The 19,393-nt window shown below is 68.2% G+C and carries 16 protein-coding genes; 9 read left to right on the top strand and 7 right to left on the bottom strand.

Features of this window, described 5'->3' with window-relative positions:
* Nucleotides 1–365: 365 nt before the first annotated feature.
* Entirely contained in the window at nt 366–5,759 is a 5,394-nt protein-coding gene (locus ABD126_RS33115) for a LamG-like jellyroll fold domain-containing protein (protein ID WP_343938487.1), read from the top strand.
* A 627-nt stretch (nt 5,760–6,386) separates the two neighbouring features.
* Nucleotides 6,387–6,968, top strand: a complete 582-nt coding sequence (locus ABD126_RS33110) for a hypothetical protein (RefSeq protein ID WP_343938485.1) — start codon at nt 6,387–6,389, stop codon at nt 6,966–6,968.
* Nucleotides 6,969–7,320: 352 nt separating this feature from the next.
* Here ABD126_RS33110 and ABD126_RS33105 read toward each other — a convergent pair whose 3' ends face one another.
* Complete coding sequence (locus ABD126_RS33105; RefSeq protein WP_343938483.1) at nt 7,321–7,476, bottom strand: acyl carrier protein; 156 nt, start codon at nt 7,474–7,476, stop codon at nt 7,321–7,323.
* Nucleotides 7,469–7,816, bottom strand: coding sequence for a hypothetical protein (locus tag ABD126_RS33100; protein ID WP_343938481.1), 348 nt, complete (start codon nt 7,814–7,816; stop codon nt 7,469–7,471). The genes ABD126_RS33105 and ABD126_RS33100 overlap by 8 nt, the downstream gene beginning before the upstream one ends.
* 321 nt (nt 7,817–8,137) lie before the next feature.
* Between ABD126_RS33100 and ABD126_RS33095 the strand changes: the two genes are divergently transcribed.
* The 5 genes from ABD126_RS33095 to ABD126_RS33075 all read left to right on the top strand — a co-directional run bounded on the left by ABD126_RS33095 (nt 8,138) and on the right by ABD126_RS33075 (nt 13,117).
* Nucleotides 8,138–8,443, top strand: a complete 306-nt coding sequence (locus ABD126_RS33095) for a type VII secretion target (RefSeq protein WP_343938479.1) — start codon at nt 8,138–8,140, stop codon at nt 8,441–8,443.
* On the top strand, nt 8,440–9,717 hold the full coding sequence (locus ABD126_RS33090) for a WXG100-like domain-containing protein (protein ID WP_343938477.1): 1,278 nt from the start codon (nt 8,440–8,442) through the stop codon (nt 9,715–9,717). The genes ABD126_RS33095 and ABD126_RS33090 overlap by 4 nt, the downstream gene beginning before the upstream one ends.
* Complete coding sequence (locus ABD126_RS33085) at nt 9,714–10,052, top strand: hypothetical protein (protein WP_343938475.1); 339 nt, start codon at nt 9,714–9,716, stop codon at nt 10,050–10,052. Before ABD126_RS33090 ends, ABD126_RS33085 begins: the two co-directional genes overlap by 4 nt.
* 333 nt (nt 10,053–10,385) lie before the next feature.
* Complete coding sequence (gene fxsT / locus ABD126_RS33080) at nt 10,386–12,746, top strand: FxSxx-COOH system tetratricopeptide repeat protein (protein ID WP_343938473.1); 2,361 nt, start codon at nt 10,386–10,388, stop codon at nt 12,744–12,746.
* A 245-nt stretch (nt 12,747–12,991) separates the two neighbouring features.
* Entirely contained in the window at nt 12,992–13,117 is a 126-nt protein-coding gene (locus ABD126_RS33075; protein ID WP_343938471.1) for a hypothetical protein, read from the top strand.
* Between the two features lie 579 nt (nt 13,118–13,696).
* On the opposite strand, the gene ABD126_RS33070 is transcribed toward ABD126_RS33075, so the two are convergent.
* Nucleotides 13,697–13,987: a DUF4342 domain-containing protein gene (locus tag ABD126_RS33070; protein ID WP_343938469.1), complete on the bottom strand. Its 291-nt coding sequence runs from the start codon at nt 13,985–13,987 to the stop codon at nt 13,697–13,699.
* Between the two features lie 394 nt (nt 13,988–14,381).
* A complete protein-coding gene (locus tag ABD126_RS33065; RefSeq protein ID WP_343938467.1) occupies nt 14,382–14,861 on the bottom strand; it encodes a DUF6326 family protein in 480 nt (159 codons plus the stop codon).
* Nucleotides 14,862–15,023: 162 nt separating this feature from the next.
* Between ABD126_RS33065 and ABD126_RS33060 the strand changes: the two genes are divergently transcribed.
* Complete coding sequence (locus ABD126_RS33060) at nt 15,024–16,166, top strand: sensor histidine kinase (protein WP_343938465.1); 1,143 nt, start codon at nt 15,024–15,026, stop codon at nt 16,164–16,166.
* Nucleotides 16,163–16,819, top strand: coding sequence for a response regulator (locus ABD126_RS33055; protein WP_343938463.1), 657 nt, complete (start codon nt 16,163–16,165; stop codon nt 16,817–16,819). Before ABD126_RS33060 ends, ABD126_RS33055 begins: the two co-directional genes overlap by 4 nt.
* Nucleotides 16,820–17,164: 345 nt before the next feature.
* Here ABD126_RS33055 and ABD126_RS33050 read toward each other — a convergent pair whose 3' ends face one another.
* From ABD126_RS33050 to ABD126_RS33040, 3 genes are all read right to left on the bottom strand, one after another.
* Nucleotides 17,165–17,914 (bottom strand): GH12 family glycosyl hydrolase domain-containing protein, encoded by a 750-nt coding sequence (locus ABD126_RS33050; RefSeq protein WP_343938461.1) that lies wholly within the window; start codon nt 17,912–17,914, stop codon nt 17,165–17,167.
* 437 nt (nt 17,915–18,351) lie between these two features.
* Entirely contained in the window at nt 18,352–18,963 is a 612-nt protein-coding gene (locus ABD126_RS33045; RefSeq protein ID WP_343938459.1) for an HAAS signaling domain-containing protein, read from the bottom strand.
* Nucleotides 18,960–19,274: a PadR family transcriptional regulator gene (locus tag ABD126_RS33040; protein ID WP_343938457.1), complete on the bottom strand. Its 315-nt coding sequence runs from the start codon at nt 19,272–19,274 to the stop codon at nt 18,960–18,962. Before ABD126_RS33040 ends, ABD126_RS33045 begins: the two co-directional genes overlap by 4 nt.
* Nucleotides 19,275–19,393: the final 119 nt, after the last annotated feature.

Genomic DNA, 19,393 nt, shown 5'->3' with positions numbered 1-19,393 from the left:
CCAGGAGCAGGGACATGGCACGCCTGGGTCGTCCGGGACGGGACGGCTCCACGGCCGACGGGCGCGCGGATCTACCACCGAGCATGTCTCAAGCCCCCCTGAGAACAGGACCGTGATCGGTCACAGGCGAGCGGAACAGTAAGCCATCGGAAGCGCCTTAGGAAGCATTCGCGAACGACGGCTGCGAGGTGCTCCCGACCTGTGAGTCGTGTTCGTGAGCGTTACACCGATCGCTGTGATACTCGCCACGCGCGACAGGGTTCTCCGCAGGTAGACGGCGTGGTTAGGGTCTGCTCCGGCCTGAACCGGCCCTATCGCGGAACCGTCCGGGGGGACACATGCGTCCAAGACCATCCGGCTTTGCCATGCGCAAACGACCGGCCGTGCTCGCCGTGGCGACCGCGTGCGCACTGCTCGTGCAGACCTTGGTCGGGCTGCCGTTCACGGCATCCGCTCAAACGGAGCACGCCCCCGCGCCGGACACCCCGTCAGCCGATAGCGGCTCCGAGCAGGAGCAGACCGCGCTGGCCGAGGCGCAACGCACCGGCCAACCGGTGCCAGTGGGTGACAAACTCACCGAGACCAGCACCGTGTTGGCCAACCCGGATGGCACGCTCACCCTCCGGTCGCACGCGAAGCCCGTGCGCACCAACAAAGACGGCACCTGGCACGACATCGACACCGACCTCACCCGCTCCGCGGACGGGACGCTCACACCGACCGCGACACCGGTCGACGTGTCCTTCTCCGCCGGTGGCACCACGCCCCTGGTGACGATGCGCGAAGGTGACAGGCAGTTCACCCTCAGCTGGCCCACGCCGCTGCCCGTCCCGGTCGTCGACGGCGCCACCGCGACCTACCCGGAGTTGTTGCCCGGAGTCGACCTGCGGCTCACCGCGAACAGCACCGGTTACTCCGAAGTCCTGGTGGTCAAGAACGAGCAGGCGGCAGCGAACCCGGAACTGTCGTCGTTCAAGCTCAACGCCACCACCACCGGTCTGGACCTGTCCAGCACCGGTGACGTGCTCAGCGCTACCGACAACACCGGCAAGGTCGTCTTCCAGGGCTCCACGCCGATCATGTGGGACTCCTCCACGGACGAGAGGCGCGGCCCGGCACCCACTCCCACCGACCCCGGTGGCGGCAAGGTCACCGAACTCGGCGTCACCGCCACCACGACCGACACCGGCACCTCCGCGACCGCCGAACTCACCATCACCCCGGATGGCGAAGCCCTGCGCGGCGAAAACGTCCAGTACCCGGTCTACATCGACCCGCTCATGTCGCGCCACAAGTCCGCGTGGCTGGAAGTGACCAGCAACGACTGGCAGTACTGGAACGCCGACATGGACGCCCAGGTCGGTCGGTGCGAGTGGTCGGGCTGCGGCAGCGTCTGGGTGGCGCGGTCGTTCTTCCGCTTCGACACCGCGGAGCTCAAGCCCCGCAACGGTCACAAGCCGCACTTGTACGGCGCGATGATCTACACCACTCAGAAGCACGGCACCTCGTGCACCGAGGAGGCGGTCGCGCTCTACCACACCGACGCGTTCGGACCCCAGACCCGCTGGCCGGGCCCCAATGGCCACCACGTCGAGACCAAGTGGTCGAAGGTGGGCGACCAGTGCGGCGGCGCGGGCACGGTGCCGTTCAACGCGTGGTCTCCGGTCACGAGTGCCATCAACGGCAGTTGGGACTACTTCCATGTCGGCCTGCTCTCGCCGGACGAGGGCGACAAGTACCAGTGGAAGAAGTTCGACAACAACCCCTATCTCGACGTGCTGTACGCCTATCCGCCCAACGGCGCCAGCGGCCTGTGGGTGGGCAACGGCGTGACCTGCGCGGGTAAGGTCATCACTCCGGACTCGAAGCCGACGCTGTACGCCACGGCCACCGACAACAACAACCCCCCGTTGCCACTCGAACTGCACTACGAGGTGCAGACCAGCGGCGGCGCCGCGGTCGTGGCCAAAACCGACGAAGCCAACCCCACCGTCATCTCCTCGGGAAGCCAAGGTGGGTGGCAGACCAACAACGCCCTGTCCAACGGCGTGTACGCGGTCAAGGTCGGCGTGAAGAACCGGTTCCCGGGTGACTCCACGAAGAACCTTTGGGGTCCGTGGCTGGACTGGTCATACTTCACCGTCCGCCCGAACCCGATCACCGCGACGCCGACGATCACCAGCGCCGACTACCCCGCCGACTACTGGGGTCGCCCGCAGAACCAGCCGGGCACGTTCACCTTCGACGCCAAGGGCGCGGCCAACATCGTCGGCTTCACCTACACCTTCAACGGTTCCGGCACCGCGGTGGTGCCGACGACGACCGACTGCGACTACAACCGGACGTTCGGCACGACCGGTGGCTGGGTGGCCAACAACGGCGGCAAGGCGACCATCACCGTGCCGCCGAACCTGAGCCCCGGTTACCACACGTTGCACGTACGCAGCTTCGACGACGCCCACAAGCTCTCGCCGGAGTCCCAGGCCTACACCTTCTACGTCGCCCCGTCCTACATCGCACCGGTTCCGTCACAGCGGATCGAGGCGGAGAACACCACGCCGACCGGGGCCATCCCCGGTGCGGTGACCACCGATGCGATCGCCTCCGGCGGCAAGTACGTCACCGCCACCACGTCGACCAGTGGCGGCACCGCACGCATCACCTTCCCGTTCACCGTACCGACCACCGGCTACTACAACGTCGACGCGGGTCTGATCGACAGCGCGACCGTGCCGGACAGCGCCGAGTTCGAACTCGACGGCAAGTGGGTCCACACGATGTTCACCCCGTCCGCCGCCCAACCGACCAGCGTCGACCGGCAACTCTCGGGCGTGCACCTGACGGCGGGACAGCACCAACTCTCCGTCAAGGTCACCAAGAAGACCGATTCCACCGCGACCGCCTTCAAGGTCGGCATCGACTACATCGACCTGTCCCCGACCGTGAAGCTCGACTTCAACTCGCTCGCGGTGGAGGCGCAGGACAAACCGCTGGCCCGCTTCGGCGGCGTGCCTTGGCACAGCAGCGACATGGTGCGGTTCGAAGCCGACGGCACCAACCAGTCGGTCAGCTTCAGGTTCACCGCGCCGATCGAGGCCGACTACGCCGTAGGCGTCGGCGTGGTCAAGAACGTCAACCGCGGCAAGTTCACGGTCAGCGTCGACGGCACGGTGGTCGGCAGGACCGACACCAATCCCGTCGACGGCTACGACCCGAACCTGACCAACACCTTCGTCGGCCTCGGCGGCGCACACCTGACCGCCGGTGAGCACAAGATCACCTTCACCACAGCCGAACCGAATCCCGCGTCCACCGGACCCAGGCACCTCATCAGTGCCGACTACCTGACCATCCAGCCGATCAACAACGTCACGACGTCCAGCTTCACCGATGCCATGAACAACAAGGGCATCTCCAACGACGGCGTCACAACCGGCAACTTCGGTCTCGCGGACCACTCCCTGTCCGCGCAGACCCTCGCGGCGGCCGGCCTGGCGCCGGGCAAGACGATCGCGATCAACGGCGCGGCGTTCACCATGCCCGCACCCAACCCGACCACCGGCAACGACAACGTCATCGCCATCGGCCAAACCATCCCGTTCCCCGCCGCGCAACAGGTGAAGGCCAACTCGATCGGCCTGCTCGCGCTGAGCACCTGCGGCACCAGCCCTTCCCGCTACGCCACGATCACCTACACCGACGGCACCACGACCAACCCGTGGTTCCCGGAGGTCGGCGACTGGGTCAACCCCATTCCGCAGGACCACACCGGGATCAGGCTGCCGTACCGCAACGTCCTGCTCGCCAAGGAACCGCGCTACCAGCCCGTCATTCAGCCGATCTTCGTGCCCGCCGACCCCACCAAGACCGTCAAGTCGATCACCCTGCCCAACTACGGCAGCACCTTGCGTGACCGCGCCTGCGACGCCGAACTCCACGTCCTCGCCATCGCCCCTCGCCCGGTCGACACCGGCTGGGTCGGTGCGTGGGCCGCGCCCGCCGATGCGGTGGTCGTCCCACCGGGTGGCCACGGTTTCGGCAACAAGACGCTGCGCACCGTTCTGCATCCGACCGTCACCGGCGGTCAGGCCCGGGTGAAGCTGTCCAACGCCCTCAACAACGCTCCGGTCACCATCAGCGCCGCCACCATCGCCGCCCAGACCGGAACCGACTCGGCCACCGGCACACCCACCTCCCTCAAGTTCGGCGACGCCGGCTCGATCACCCTTCCCGCCGGCGGCGAGACCTACAGCGACCCGGTCACGTTCCCCGGCGGTGGCAACGGGAACCTGGTCGTCAGCCTCCACCTGCCCAACGCCACCGCGCTGGCCCCGGTGCACGGCAACGCCACCGCACCGACCTACCTGGCCTCGGGCAACACCGTCACCAACACCGACGGCACCCCGTACACGACCACTCTGACCGGCAGCTACTTCATCACCGGCGTCGACGTGTCCACACCGGACACCGGCCACGGCACCGTTGTCGTCCTCGGCGACCACCTGACCGCGACCGCGCCGCCCGGCAGCACCCAACGCGACACCTGGGTCGACGAACTACCCGGCAAGCTCGCCGGCGTCGGTGCGACCTTGCCCGGCGGCCTGGTCAACGCATCCCGCGCCGGCATCCCCGACACCGCCCGCTGGCGCCTCAACGACGGCACCGGCACCACCGCGCGCGACACCGTCGGCACCCACCACGCGACCCTCAACGGCGGCGCCGCCTGGAGCACCGACCGAGGCGGCAGCGCCGTCCTCAACGGCACCACCGCCTACCTTCAGACCGCGGGCAACGTCCTCGACACCTCCAAGAGCTTCAGCGTCTCCGCCTGGCTCAAGCCCAACTCCAACGGCTGGCAGACCGCCATCACCCAGGAAGGCAGCCAGTACAACGCCTTCCACCTCGGCTACGACGGCGACGCGAAACGCTGGAACTTCACCACCCTGTCGGCCGACGGCGACAACTACACCTTCCTACGAGCCCACTCAGCGGCCGAACCGGCCCTCAACACCTGGGCCCACCTCACCGCCACCTACGACCACACCACCGGCACCATGCGCCTCTACGTCAACGGAACCCTCGAATCCACCGTCACCGGCGCAACAGTCTTCGCCGCCACCGGCCCCCTTGTCATCGGCCGCGGCAAGCACGACGGCTACTACATGCACAACTACAACGGCGGCATCGCCGACCTCCGCGTCCACCAGCGCACCCTCAGCCCCGCCGACGTCATGCACACCGTCCGCACAACGGGAACGGGTTCGGACATCGGCGCGACGGCAGCAGCCAGAGCCGGACAAGATCTGCACCGCACCACACTCGCCGCACCGAACGTTCGCACCGTTATCGTCGCAGCCGGCGCCACCGACATCCTCAACGGCGCCACCGCCGTCGAAGTTGGTCAGAACCTCACAAAGCTGATCGGCACCGACACCGCCGACGGCATCAAGCGCCAGAGACGCACCGACGGAACGCTCGTGCACGTCATCGTCACCACGATCCCGCCCCTAGGCCTCGACGCGAACGACCCGCGCGAAGGTCACCGGCAGGCTCTCAACCAAGCCCTGATCGCCAATCCGACCCGCTACGGAGCGGACTACGCCGTCGACTACGACGCCGCGGTCCGCGACACCGCGAACCCCAACAACGTCGCAGCCCACTACCTGACCAGCGGCATTCCCAACGAGGCCTACCACAACCAGCTTGCGCAGTACCTCGCTGACGCCGTCAACGACTTCCCACCCCGAGCCGAACTCTGACTGCACACGACACTCCTTGTCAGCCGCTCAAACCGCTGAACCGACCGCGAAGATCACCACCTCCCAACGCAATCGCTGACCGTGCAGGTCCGAACCCTGCCGAGGCTCGAACGTACACAGCGTCGTTCCCGTGTCCACGGTGAATCACTTGATTCACCGTCAAGGGAGTCGGCAAGGAGGAGTCAGAGAAGCAGAGTCCGTTCTGCCGCAACGGGTTCCGCCTGTGCCAAACTGCCCTCAACAGAGCCGTTCCGGGTGCCGCTGGACCTGTTTCCGCAGGTCAGGGCATGATCAAAGCCACCCTGGGGTAAAGGGAGCGCAGGCTGAAGTCCTGTCTTCTCAACGGTCTGAAGGAGCCCGCTGGCTCTGGGTATAAGCCCAGGTCAGCGGGCTCTTTCACGTTGTGGTGTCGATCACCGCATGATCGCCCGGACCACGGTCAACAGGGGCGTGAAGGAGCGACGAAGGAGCGAACGGCTCCAAGTTTTTGACCAACGGCGAATGGGGTCGTCCCCGAGCGGGTGAATCTGCGCTAACCGACGCCAAATGTCACCCGTCAGGGTGGACCGCCCTGAACATCCGTCAAACGTCTGTGACCGCTCCGTACATGGTCCTCGGCTCGTTCAGGTGACCGGAACCGACGCGGCAGGGCGCAGGCTGCGGGTAACCGCCTCGATCGACGTCGAGGTGACCGATCCTGCGGCGTTGGCACAGGCGGCGCTGCGGCGACTCGATCAGAACGACTACCTGGACGAGGACCGGACGGACGCCCTCGACGAGGTACGGGCCGCCGCCGAGCGGGACGGCGTGCGCGGTGATGTGGTGGCGGCGTTGCTGGAGTTGGTTGATCCCTATCGGATCGTCGATGTCAACGGTGTGGAGGTCTCCGGCTCCGAGTGTGACGTCGACGAGGTGGACGGGGACTGCCATCGGCTGCTGTCCGGGTCGGATTTCGCCACGATCTTCCCCGTATGCGGAGGCAAGCCCGATTGTGAGGACTGCGCGTCCGATCACCTGACGCCGCGGACGGCGGCGGTGCTGTGGAGCATGGCTCAGTTGCTCGCCGACCAGGCCTACGACGACGTGATCTGGCGCTTCCGGATCGTACGGATGGCGACGCCGCTGTCGAGGTGGTGGCGCCGGGTGGCCCCACCGCGTCGTTGGAGTTCGAATCGCTGCTGCGGGAGAGGACCAAGTCGTCGGGGGTGACGCCGTTGTGACGGCCATGGCCCGGTGGTCGGTGTCCTGGTCGTGTAGCTGTCCCGCTCGCTGAACCAGACCGACACGTTCTGCGCTTCGAGGAGGTCGTGCAGTTCGGTCGTGGTCTCTCGCCGGTTGTCCCAGGCATGGCAGAGGAACAGGTCGTAGGACTCGGCGCGAGGCTTCCCCGCTTCGACCCGCTGGCAGTAGCGATTCAGCGCCGCGACTTCGTCAGGGCTGTAGGTGAAGGCTAGCCGGATCGCGCCTCGGCTCACGTCCGGTCGATCTGCGGGGCCAGGTGAATCACGGTGGTGTCGATGGTGGGGAAGTCCCAGGCGAGTGTGGGTTCCACGAGGATCCCCTAGTGGTCTTCGATGTCGACGCACAGGGCCATGGCGTGCACGGAGTCGAGGCCGAGTGAGCGCAGTGCCACTCCGGTGCCGACCTGCGACGGCGGCAGCTTCAAGTAGCCCGCCACGGCGTTGACGAGCCAGGTTCGCAACGACTCGTCAGACACGGGTTCCCTCCGAGGTGGCGACGGTGGCGGCGACGGCGGGGGAGAGGGCGCTGTGCAGCGGTTCCAGTCCATTGTGGAGGAACAGCTCGCGCATGTGCCCTCGGCGCACCTTGCCGCTCGTGGTGTGGCGAATGGTGTTCGGCCGGACGACGACCATGCTCACGGGCACGCCGAACTGCTTGGTCACGGCGTCGAGCACGGCCTCGGCGAACCCGCCCGGGTCGGCCTGCGCGGTGCGGCGCATCTCCTGCACCAGCACGACGTGCTCGCCGCCTTCCCCGTCCAGCACGCCGAAGGCGGCGCTTCGGCCGGCGTCCGGGTGCGCTTCGCGTGCGGACAACTCGATGTCGTGCGGGTACAGGTTCCGGCCGCGGATGATGATGAGTTCCTTGATCCGGCCGGTGACGTACAGCTGTCCGTCGAGGAGGAACCCCAGGTCACCCGTGCGCAGCCACCGGCCGTCGGGGCCGGTGACGAACGTGGCGCGGGTCGCGGCGGGGGGTTCCGGTCAGAGTCCCATGATCTGCGGCTTTGTGCTTTGCCTCGCCACATCGGGTGGGCGGTACATCTGATCGGGTTATGTGGTCCTGATTTGCGAGTCGCGCGCTTGTTCGCCGCGTATAACCCCTCCCGTCCTGGTCCGAGCGAGGGAGGGCTTCGGGTGGCTTTCGAGGTTGTGCCGGGTGAGGTGCGGGAGCACGCCGAGCAGGTGCAGGGACAGGGTGATCTGTTGGCACAGGCGTTGGACGCGGCGCGGCAAGTGTCCATGCCGTCGGATGCCTACGGTGTGTTGTGTCAGCCGTTCGCGATGATGCTCGACCCGCTGGAGAAGTGGGGTGTGGACGCGTTGTCTCAAGCGGCGGAGGCGTTGGAGTCGATGTCGGAGTCGTTGAAGGCGACTGCCGAGGTGTACGAGCAGGCCGACAAGGACAACGCGGACCGGTTCGGCCTGCTGGGCACGCGGTGAACAACCCGTTCATCGCCAGACCGGAGGACGACACCACCCCCATCACCGGTATCGGACTGCTCGAGGCCGGTCAAGCCGCTCTGGACGGGATCAACAACGGGGATTGGGTCGAGGCGGGCCTGGGAGTCGTCGGTGTCGGGCTTGAGGCGCTCGGTGTCTACATGGACCCGGTCGGCACGTTGGCCTCCTACGGTGTCGGGTGGTTGATCGAGCATGTCCAGCCCTTGCAGGACATGTTGGACAACCTGGCCGGGACACCACCCGTCATCCGCGCCTACGCACAGACCTGGCGGAACGTCAGCGAAGGGGTCGAGCAGGCGGCCGGGGAGTTGGAGACCACCTCGCGCGATCGCACTGCCGGCTGGCTCGGCGCCGCCGGGGACCAGTACCGGGCTCGAGCGGCCGAAGTGGTCGACGCGTTGCGCGGTGCGGCGAAGGTGTGCAGCGGTGTCGGGGCCGTCGTCACCGTCATGGGCGAGATCGTGGCAGCGGTGCGCGAGTTCGTGCGTGACCTGATCGCCGACGCGGTCGGCAGGCTGGTGGTCTGGGGGTTGGAGTTGCTGGTCACCGGCGGCGCGGCGGCGCCGGTGGTCGCGATGCAGGCGACGAGCCTGGTCGCCAAGTACGCGGCCAAGATCGCCGACATCCTGCGCAAGCTGCTCAAGACCATCTCCAACGTCGCCAAACGGCTCGACGGGTTGGCTGAGGTGCTGCGCCTGGTGTGGCGCAAGCTCAAGGAACTGGTCGACAGGTTGCGGCGGAAGGACCCGGATCCGCAGCGCAAGGACCCGCGTGAAGTCGAGCGGCAGCGCAAGGAGCGGGAGAAGCGGGAGCTGATCGAGGAAGCTCAACGCGACGGGGTGAAGCTCGACCCGGACAAGGTGGTCGAGATCGGCAAGGACCCGAACGGGAAGATCGTGTTCCTGGAGGAAGGCGGGGTGAACCCGCGCACCGGTAAGGAAGCCGGTCTGGCGCACGTGATGAAGCACAAGGACGAATTCGTCGCCGCGGGCATCCCCGAGGACAAGATCGCCGAGGTCGTGCACCGCGCGGCCACGGAGGGCCGCTATACGGGTCATTGCCAGGGCAAACCGCCGGGACGGCCGATCTTCGAGGTCGAGTACGGTGGCCAGAAGCACTACGTGTCGGTGTCGGTGGGCAACAACGGCTACATCGTCGGGGCGAACATGCGCAGTGCGGACAGCCCGTTCGACGGTGCCCGGCGCGACCCGCGCGCGGAGACCGATCCGAACTACCGGGGATGGGGACGATGAACGGCGTGGTTTCGGTGCGGCTGGCGCCAGAGTGGGGTACCGACCCGCTGTGGGTGCGCAGGGACGGCGACCCGATTCCGGCGAACTACTCGGCGGACCGGTTGGGGCGTGAGTTCGGTGTGCCGGCCGGGCTCGTGGCGGCCGTCGACGCGTGGGATGACGAGTTCCAGGCGGTGTACGACCCGGACGACCCCGCCGACTCCGGCTTTGCCGACGAGGCGGCCACTGTTGCGTGGCATGAGCGGGGCGAACAGTTGGCTGAACAGTTGGCCGAGGTGCTTCAGGTCCGAACGGAGTTCCACACAGCGCGTGGAGACCGCGTTTTCGGCCTTTAGATCACGGCGTCCGACCTTGCGGGCGACGGCAACCCCGAGACTCGGACGCACATCGCGTTGTGGCCGTGGCACCCGGTCGAACCACTTGGCACTCGACCAGGAGAGTGGTCAAGGAGGAGCGCAGCGGCGCTGCCGCTGTTACCGCTGGTCAGCGCATGATCTAAGCGACCCTGGGGGTTGAGTTCGCAGCACATCGGCTGGTCAAGTGGTCGCCTCTTCGGGCTCGACTGAAGGCAACTCGTGATGTGCTGTTAGGGCTACAGCCGTCACCGAAGCCAACACCACGAGCCTGGACTTCGACACAAGCCACTCCTCGCGGGCGCCCTCACCGAGGTGATCGCCACCGGCACGCCCGCTGTTTCGCCGATGCCCGAGTCGCGCGACGGAACCGGCGATCTCCGCAATAGTGCGTTGTGGTGGGTGCGGGTGTCGGCTGGGGTGGCGCGTGTTGCTGTCGACGGTGCGGGGTGTGGGTTGGTGGGAACTGGTGCCGACGGCGGCTGGAGCCCGGTAGCGCAGACCGGTGCGGCCTCGGGTGGGTCGCAGTTCTACCAGGCCGGACGGGACATCAGGCTCGCGGCGCCACCGGTGGTGCCGCGCATGGAGTCCGTTCCCTCGGTCGCGGGTGTGGGTCGGGTTCCGGTGGGTTCGGGTGTGTTCGTCGGCAGGTCGGGGGAGTTGGCGCGCCTGGAGGCTGCCGTGGCCGGGTCCGGTGGGCGTGCGGTGGTGGTGGCGGTGCACGGCCTGGGTGGCGTCGGCAAGAGCACGCTGGCGGCCCGGTTCGCCGGGGTCCATGCCGGCCGGTTCTCGTTGGTGTGGTGGGTGACGGCGGATTCGTCGTCGGCCGTCGAGGCGGGGTTGGCCGAGTTGGCGGCCGCGGTGGCGCCGGAGGCGGCGGCGTTGCCGTCGGAGCAGCGGTTGGAGTTGGGCGTGCGGTGGTTGGCGACCCACGAGGACTGGTTGCTGGTTCTGGACAACGTGACCACCCCGCAGCATGTGGCCGGTGTGCTGGATCGGGTGCGGACCGGGACTGTGGTGATCACCAGTCGCCGGCGTTCGGGGTGGCGGGGCGCGGAGACCGTGCCAGTGGACGTGTTGTCCGGGCACGACGCGACGGAGTTGCTGGCCCGGATCGTGCGGTCGGACTGGCCGGAGATGGATCTGACCGGTGGGGACCGGTTGTGTGCGGAGTTGGGGTGGTTGCCGTTGGCCGTGGAGCAGGCGGGTGCCTACCTCGCCCAGAACCGCATCACCCCGATCGCCTACCTCGACCTTTTTGCGCGTATCCCGGCGCGGATGTTCGCCGCGACGGCGGAGGGGGGTGACGCGCAGCGCACGATGGCGAGGGTCTGGCACGTCACCCTGGACCGCCTGATCGACACCCCCGCGGCGGGCACGCTGCTGCGACAGCTGGCGTGGTACGCACCGGACCACATCCCCCGCAGCCTGCTGGGCGCGGCGGTCGGAGAACCGGAGTTGTCCGAGGCAATGGGCCGCCTCGCCGCCTACAACATGATCACGCTTACCGCGGACGCCGTGTCCGTGCACCGCCTGGTCCAAGCGGTCACGCGCATCCCCGACCCGACCGACTCCCACCGACAGCCCGACGACATCGCCTCCGCACGCGACACCGCCACCGGCACCCTGACCGCCGCTCTGGCGGATCACGAGCCGCACGACCCTGTTGCCTGGCCTGCTTATCGGGTCGTCCTGCCGCACGCGCGAACGTTGTTGGCGCACGCCGCACCCGTCACCGACACACTGCACACCAGCCGACTGCTCAGCAGTTTGGGCCTGTACCTCGAAGGACAGGGCGACGTAGATACCGCCATCGCTTACCACATGCGCGCTGCCGATGGCTTCGACCGTCTCAATGGCCCGGATCACCTTGCCACCCTGTCCGCCCGGAACAACCTGGCCTACGCCTACGAATCGGCAGGTGATCTCGACCGGGCGATCCCGCTGTACGAGGCGACCGCAGCCGATCACGAGCGCGTACTCGGCCCCGAAGACCCGAACACCCTGGCTCTGCGGAACAACCTGGCCAGCGCCTACGAGTCGGCAGGCGACTTGGACCGGGCGATCCCGCTGTTCAAGGCCACCCTCGCCGACCGGGAGAGGGTGCTGGGTGCCGACCATCCGAACACGCTGACCTCACGCAACAACCTGGCCTTCGCCTATGTGTCCGCAGGCGAACCCGGTCGGGCGATCCCGCTGTACGAAGCCAACATCACGGACATCGAGCGCGCACTGGGCCGCGACCACCCGAACGCGTTGGCCGCACGGAACAACCTGGCCTACGCCTACAAGTCGGCGGGAGATCTTGGCCGTGCGATCCTGTTGCACGAGGCGAACCTCCCGGACATCGAGCGCGTACTCGGCCCCGACCACCCGACTGCCCTGTCCGCGCGGAACAACCTGGCGCACGCGTACGAGTCAGCCGGTGACCTCGGTCGGGCGATCCCGTTGTACGAAGCCACTCTTGCGGACCGGGAACGAGTGCTGGGCCCCGACCACCTCGACACCCTGTCCTCGCGCAACTACCTGGCCGGTGCCTATCAGTCTGCCGGGGATCGGGATCGGGCGGTTCCGCTCTACGAAACCGTCCTCGCCGACGCCGAACGGGTGCTCGGGCCGGACCACCTGACAACCAGATCGATCCGGTCGAACCTCGGCAAGGCGAAGTCGACCTGAGGCCGCGCCCGTGCCGTCACTACGGCCTGCGCCGTGGAAGGTCGACGCAGTGGAGCCAGTCCGGGCGTGGGTGGTCGTAGTCGTCAGGGCCGAAGGACCCGTGGTGCGGTGGTCGAATTGCTACGGGTTCCCGGCCATTTGTGTCACTCGTTCGCGGGACAGCGGCTTGCTGGAGCATCGGCGGTGCTGAAGATGGTGGGGTGGACGAGCAAACGAAGTGCGGGTCGTGTGAAGGTTGGTGGCGATTGCCCGCTGCCGAGCAGGGCACGGTGGTGGGTGTGGCGGCTGATGAGCAGCCGGTGGGCAACGTCGCCCAGGCGAATCTCGCGCACCGCACCGACTGGTCGCTGCCCCGGCGCACCGCCGGCTGATTCGTGCGCACCGCGCAGTTGCCCGGGAGGTCCGCGGCCCGGCAGGTTGCCGGGGGTAACGGCTTGGGCTTGGTCCAACTGTTGGACTTGTCGGGGTTGGGCTTGCCCGGGTGGTCCGATGTGGTCGGTGGTTGTTCGTCGACCGGGTGGTGTGGCGGTCGGATTGCGGTCGTCGGGAGGACGGTGCGCGCCGGCTCGGTTGACAGTGGCGGTGGTGTGGTGGGGGCGGTCGTGGTCGGTGGTGTGGGTGGGTGCGGTCGGCGAGAGGGTGGTGGGCGGAGCAGCGGGTTCCCCGATGTGGGCGGCCGGGAGGGGAAGACGGCGGTCAGCACGGCGGTGAGTGGCGCGATCAGTGTCACTCGCAGAGCGGGGCGTCAGTACGGCGCGGCGCGTGCCTGTCAGGCCGGCCCCGACCTTCCCGGCGCTGGCCCCGGCCGATCAGATCGCCGATCTGATCGGCCGGGACTTTCTGCCGAGCGTCCTGGTGAGCGGCTGGTCGGCGACATCACCTGCCCGATCACCGGCCAGGGCCGGCCCCACCTCGCCACGGAGCCCGTCGGGACAACCCGCGGCTGCTCATCACACCTGGTCGGTCTCGACCGTCGTCGCGGGCTGACCACCGAGCCGGCGGCGGTCCTCGATCTTGATACCGCACTTGCCGACCAGCGCGACACCGGCACCGACGGTCGTGGCCACCGGAGCGGCCAGCGCCGCGACCAACCCGAGAGCCACCGGCACCTCCAGCACCACGTCCTGCTTGCGGTCACGTACGACCACGCGACGGTTGATGCCCTCGCTCACCAGCCCGCGAACGGCGTCGACCACCGAATCGACGGCGGCACGGGTGGACTCGGACCTGGACTCGCTCATGACCCTCCTCGAACTGCGGATCCCCTTGACGACTCCAGCCTGCCCGCGGCCGCGCACACTGCCATCAGGGTTCCCCCTGACCCTCGCCTGATTCAGCCTCAGGGCACCACCCAGTGGTTGATCTCCAGTCGCAGGCGGGGACTCTGGCCGTTCGGGTGCGTCATGCCTTGAAGATCGACGACCTTGGCGCGGTGGACCCGTTAAGCGCGAGGCCGGGGTGCGGGGACGTGGCGGCACGCGACCGTGGCCCTGCGCCGCCGACTGTCGCCGGCGGGACTGGCGGTGCTGGGTCTGGCCTGGGTCACCGCAACCTGGACAGGCTCCCCGACGGGCAGTTCTTCGTCACCGCGGCACCGAGGCAGGTGGCTCCGAACAGGACGGGGGCTGAGCTTCGCTACTGGGCGCGGACGGTTTCACGGTCCGGGCTGGTGGGCATGGTCGCCGACGGTGCGGTGCGGGGCCAGGTCCAGGCGGACCGCAGGATGAAGGCTAGGAGGATCACTTCCAGGGCGACGCCGAGGCCGTAGAAGTACGTCCAGGACCCGCCCACCACGTTGAATGCCGCGTAGGGGATCTGCACCGAGGCCACGATGAGGTTCGTGACGCGGTTCGCCCTGGCGGGCAGCGTCGTCGACAGCACGATCATGAAGATCGGGATCGCCATGAGCGTGAGGAAGAGGACGTACAACGGCTGGCTGATGTCGAACTCGAAGACGACGCCTGCCAGGATGTCCGTGACGACGCCGGGCTTGAAGAAGGCGAGAATGTCCACGTAGGCGTACAGGAACATGACGCCTGTCCACGCCGCGGCGAGCTTGGCCTGCACCGGGATCCGCGGGTCTTCCAGTGTGGTGGTGGGTTGAGGCGTTCTCATCATGGGCTCCGTTGTCGTGGTGAGGATCGGTGGGTCCACGATCGCTGAGCCCGGCGGTGAACACCTCGGCGTCGAGGCCGGACCCGCCTCGGCCGTCGGGAGGAGCGGCGTCTCGTTCTTTCGATCGGTCCCCGACGCCTCGGCGGTCCTTAGGCTGGGTGGGTGATTACCAACGCCCTGCGCTCGCTGTGGGCCGAGCCCCGCGCCACGGACGCTCCCGAACGGGTGTCGCGCGACTGGGTGCTGGTCGGGGTGTTGATGGTGTCGGCGCTGCTTGAGGGCATCTTCCGGGACGACGTCGCCTGGCGGCCGTTCGTGACGTTCGTGGCGGTCGGACTCGCGCCGGTGCTGCTGTGGCGGCGCACCCACCCGTTGGCCTGTGTCGTGGTGGCCTTCGGCACCGCGATGGCGTTGGGACTGGCGAGCCTGCTGAGCGGGGTTCCGAGCGTGGGCCTCGACACGATGATCTACGTCCTGGTGCTCGTCTACGCGCTGATCCGCTGGGGCTCGGGGCGCGAGATCGTGATCGGGCTGGCGGTGGTGGCGGTCGCCGTGGGAATCGGCATGGTCCCCGACCACATCGGGCCGGCCGATGTCATCGGCGGGTTCGGGATCCTGGCCGCGGCGGGGGCGGGCGGAGCGGCGTTCCGTTACCGCGCCGAGAGCTGGCGCCGGGCGTTGGACCATGTCCGCAGCCAGGAGCGGGTCGGCCTCGCGCGCGAGCTGCACGACATAGTCGCCCACCACGTCTCGGCGATCGCCGTGCAGGCGCAGGCGGGCCGGGCGATCGCCGGGCAGCGACCCGAAGCGGCGCTTGAGACGCTGGCGGTCATCGAGGGGGAAGCGTCGCGGACGCTCGCGGAGATGCGGGCGATGGTCCGGGTGCTGCGCGACGGAGCGCCGGCGGAGTACTCCCCCCGGCCCGGCGTCGCCGACCTGGTGTCCCTCGCCCGCCGCGCCCCGGTCCCGGTCGTCGACGTGGAGTTGCCGGATGACCTGGACGAACTTCCGCTCCAGGTCGACGCGGCGGTCTACCGGCTGGCGCAAGAGGCGCTGACCAACGCCCTGCGGCACGCCCGCAACGCCTCGCGTGTGGAGATCCGGGTCGTTGAGGGCGCGGGACGGTTGCGACTGCGCGTGACCGACGACGGACAGATCGACCCGGCACGGTCGGTGAACCACGGCTTCGGGCTGCTGGGGATGACCGAGCGCGTGCAGCTTCTCGGCGGCACGCTGCGTGCCGGGCCGGCGCCCGGGGGTGGGTGGACCGTCGACGCCGAACTGCCGACTAAGGTACGCCGATGACGGTGCGCGTGCTGGTGGCCGACGACCAGGATCTGGTGCGCACCGGCCTGTCGATGATCCTTGACGCGCAGCCCGACATCGAGGTCGTCGGCAAGGCCGCCGACGGCCACGCCGCCGTCGAGCTGGCGCACAGGCTCCGCCCCGACGTGTGCCTTATCGACATCCAGATGCCCGGGCTCGACGGCATCGAGGTGACCCAGCGCCTCGCAGGGCGGGGCGTCCCGGACCCGATCGCGGTAGTGGTGATCACGACGTTCGACCTCGACGAGTACGTCCACGGCGCGCTCCGGGCCGGCGCCCGAGGCTTTCTGCTCAAGGACGCCGGGCCGGAGCTGCTCGTCCAGGCCGTCCACGCCGCCGCCGTCGGCGATGCGCTGATCGCGCCGAACATCACCCGGCGGCTGCTGGCCACCCTCGCCGCCAGGGAACCGTCGAGCCGACGGACCCAACCGATCGAGCCGCTCACCGATCGCGAGGAGGAGGTGCTGACGCTGGTCGCCCGTGGCCGCACGAACGCCGAGATCGCCGACGAGCTGTTCATCGGCTTGACGACCGCCAAGACCCACGTCGCGAGCCTGCTCACCAAAATCGGCGCCCGGAACAGGGTCGAGATCGCGATGTGGGCGTACGACACCGGCCGGGTGGGGCACTGAACCCAACGGTCGGGTGGCTGGAGCGCGACGGCCTGCGCTTGACAGTCGTCCCTGGTGCCGGCGGTGAGCTCAGGCGACGAACCTGGAGGCGACCAGCCGACGACTGGCCGCCGCATCGGCCGGTGGCGCTGCCACTCGCCGATGCCCCGTGACCAAGGGGGTGCGGAGGATGACGCCGACGGTGGTGCCGATGAGGTAGGCGGCAACGGCCGACACAACAGACACCACTCGGGTGCTCGTGCGTGACGTCGCTTTCCGGCCGCATGCCGACGACGATGCGCTTTTCCGACGCGGAGCCGGTCCGGGTGTCGGCCCGGACCGGCTCGGGGGATGAGGTCGTGCGCGTTATCCGCTGACCGAGGCCGAGAAGTTGTTGACCGCCAGACCCACGCCGCCGTTCCACGGCTCGAATCCGGCCTGGATGCTGGTCAGGTACCACGAGGTGGTGATGGCGCCGCGGTTGCGGACGTCGTTGACGAAGTCGAGCACGTTGAACGACCACGACGTGATCGGTGACGGCGCGACGTAGGAGATCACGTTGTTGGCGCCGTTGCTGCCGCGCCAGACCTGCCAGTTGCGGCCACCGATGGTGGTGTTGCCGACTGCGCTGCCGATCGGCTGGATCGAACCCTGGCGGTTGAACCAGATCATGATCTCCATCTGGTTGACGCCGTTGGTCTTCGGCGTCGGGTCGAGCCAGATGTCGTAGGAGGCGTTGTAGGTGCCGCCCACGTAGGTGTAGTTGATCGAGGACGACGCGCTGCGGATCCGACTGACCTGCATCGGCAGGTTGGAGCCCGGCGAACAGTTGGAGTAGTGGCAGCCGAGGTACACCGACGGGTACGACAGCGGTGCGCCGTTGGTCGGCGCGGAGCCCTGCTGCTGGGTGATGCGGAAACCGGTCGACGTGACGTTGATGCACTGGGTCGCCGAGGTGCCCCACCGGTTGTTCTGGACCACGTAGCGGCCTTGGATGGTGGTCGACCCGTACTGCTCACAGATGGTCGTGTCAGCCTGGGCCGAGGGCCCGGCTGCGACGACCGCGCCGGCGGCCATGAGCCCGGCCAGCACGAGAGCGCGGACGGTGCTTCGCATGGAACTCCTCTCGGAAGGTCCACGACGGCGGGGAGCAAATCTCCGGGAGCGCTCCCACACTACAGTGCGCGGTCGAGGGAGTCGACACGGAGGAGCGCGAGGAAGACAGTTCGTTGTGACGAAAAGGGTTCGGCCTGCGCCAAACCGTGCGTAACCGAGCTGTTTCAGGCACCGCTGAACCTGCTTGGCGGACCGCCAAGATCACGTTTCGAGTATGACCTTGACTGGATCAACTCCGGGGGTTGTGACAATCTGTGGACGTGAGTGACTGACTGGGTGACTAGACCGCCCTGAGTTGCGGGGTGATCCGCGGAGGATCTGGTCGTTGGCCAGCCTGATGCGACGGCCGTCCTGCTCGATGCGTTCCGTACCGGGACGCCGGCGGCTTGGCCGAGCTCGTGTCGGTCGTCTTGGTCGTCTTGGTCGCCGAGTGGCTTTCAGCGCCGGTCGAAGTGGCTGGAAGTGAGCCGAACCGCGAGCAGCGCGAGCACTTGGAGCGCGGTGAACGGCAAGACGTCCGCAGCGAGGCGGCGAAGCCCGACGAGTGTTTGTCGCGGTTCGGAGAACAGGTCGGCGGGTGTGTACCAGTCGCCTCGCGCCAGCAGGACGATGACGACGCCGGCCACCGCCACTGCGGGCAGGGCTGCCAGTACGAGCCTCGCGGTGGGCGTCCACCGCCGCGACAGGCCGACCATCGCGGCGCCGAGGAGGTAACCGACGGGTGGGAGCAGCAGGCCGCCCAGCAGCAGCAGCCCGAGTCCGATCAGGTCCGGTGGTCGGAGCGAGGAGAATGCCCTGCGCCACGGCGGCTTGGCGGCAGACGGCACGTCGACCAGTTCGGCGTCTACGATCTCTTCCGGGGCGCCGAGTCGGTGCAACACGTCTTCGACCTCCGCTTCGGACGGGTCGGTCGACGTCGAGGCGTCGAGGTGCGCCCGGATCTCCTGGAGGAGTTCGTCGCGCCGAACCGGCCCCAGCTTCGCGGCCCGGCGGGCGAGCCGGTCGAGGTAGGCGGCAACCAGTGGGTGCCGCGTCACGGAGTCGTTCATGCCAGATCGTCCTCTCCCGCAATGATTCCCTGCACGGACGTGGTCAGCGCGGTCCAGTCCCGCACGAACTGCTCCAGCGCCGCCGCTCCCTCCGGGCTGACCCGGTAGTACCGCCGAGGCGGTCCGGTGTCGCTCTCCTGCCAGGTGGTTTCCACCAGCCCCTGCTTGCGCAGCCGGGACAACAGCGGGTAGATCGTGCCCTCGCCGCCGATCAGCCCGTGCCGCGTGAGCACCGCGACCAGCTCCACCGCGTACCGCTCACGTCGTTCCAGCAGCGCGAGGACGCAGTACTCGACCACCCCCCGCCGCATCTGCGCCAGCGGTGCTCGTCCTAACAAGCTCGCCGGCGGGGCCAAGGGCAGGTACTTCTACGGCGACGACTACTCGGTGCCGGCCCCGCAAGCCGGAGAGGTCACGGTCCCATCCCGGG

It is taken from the genome of Saccharothrix mutabilis subsp. mutabilis (assembly GCF_039521145.1).
Classification (GTDB): Bacteria; Actinomycetota; Actinomycetes; order Mycobacteriales; family Pseudonocardiaceae; genus Actinosynnema; species Actinosynnema mutabilis.
Note: the sequence above shows the minus strand (reverse complement) of the source record. Positions and strands in the feature narration are given on the sequence as shown.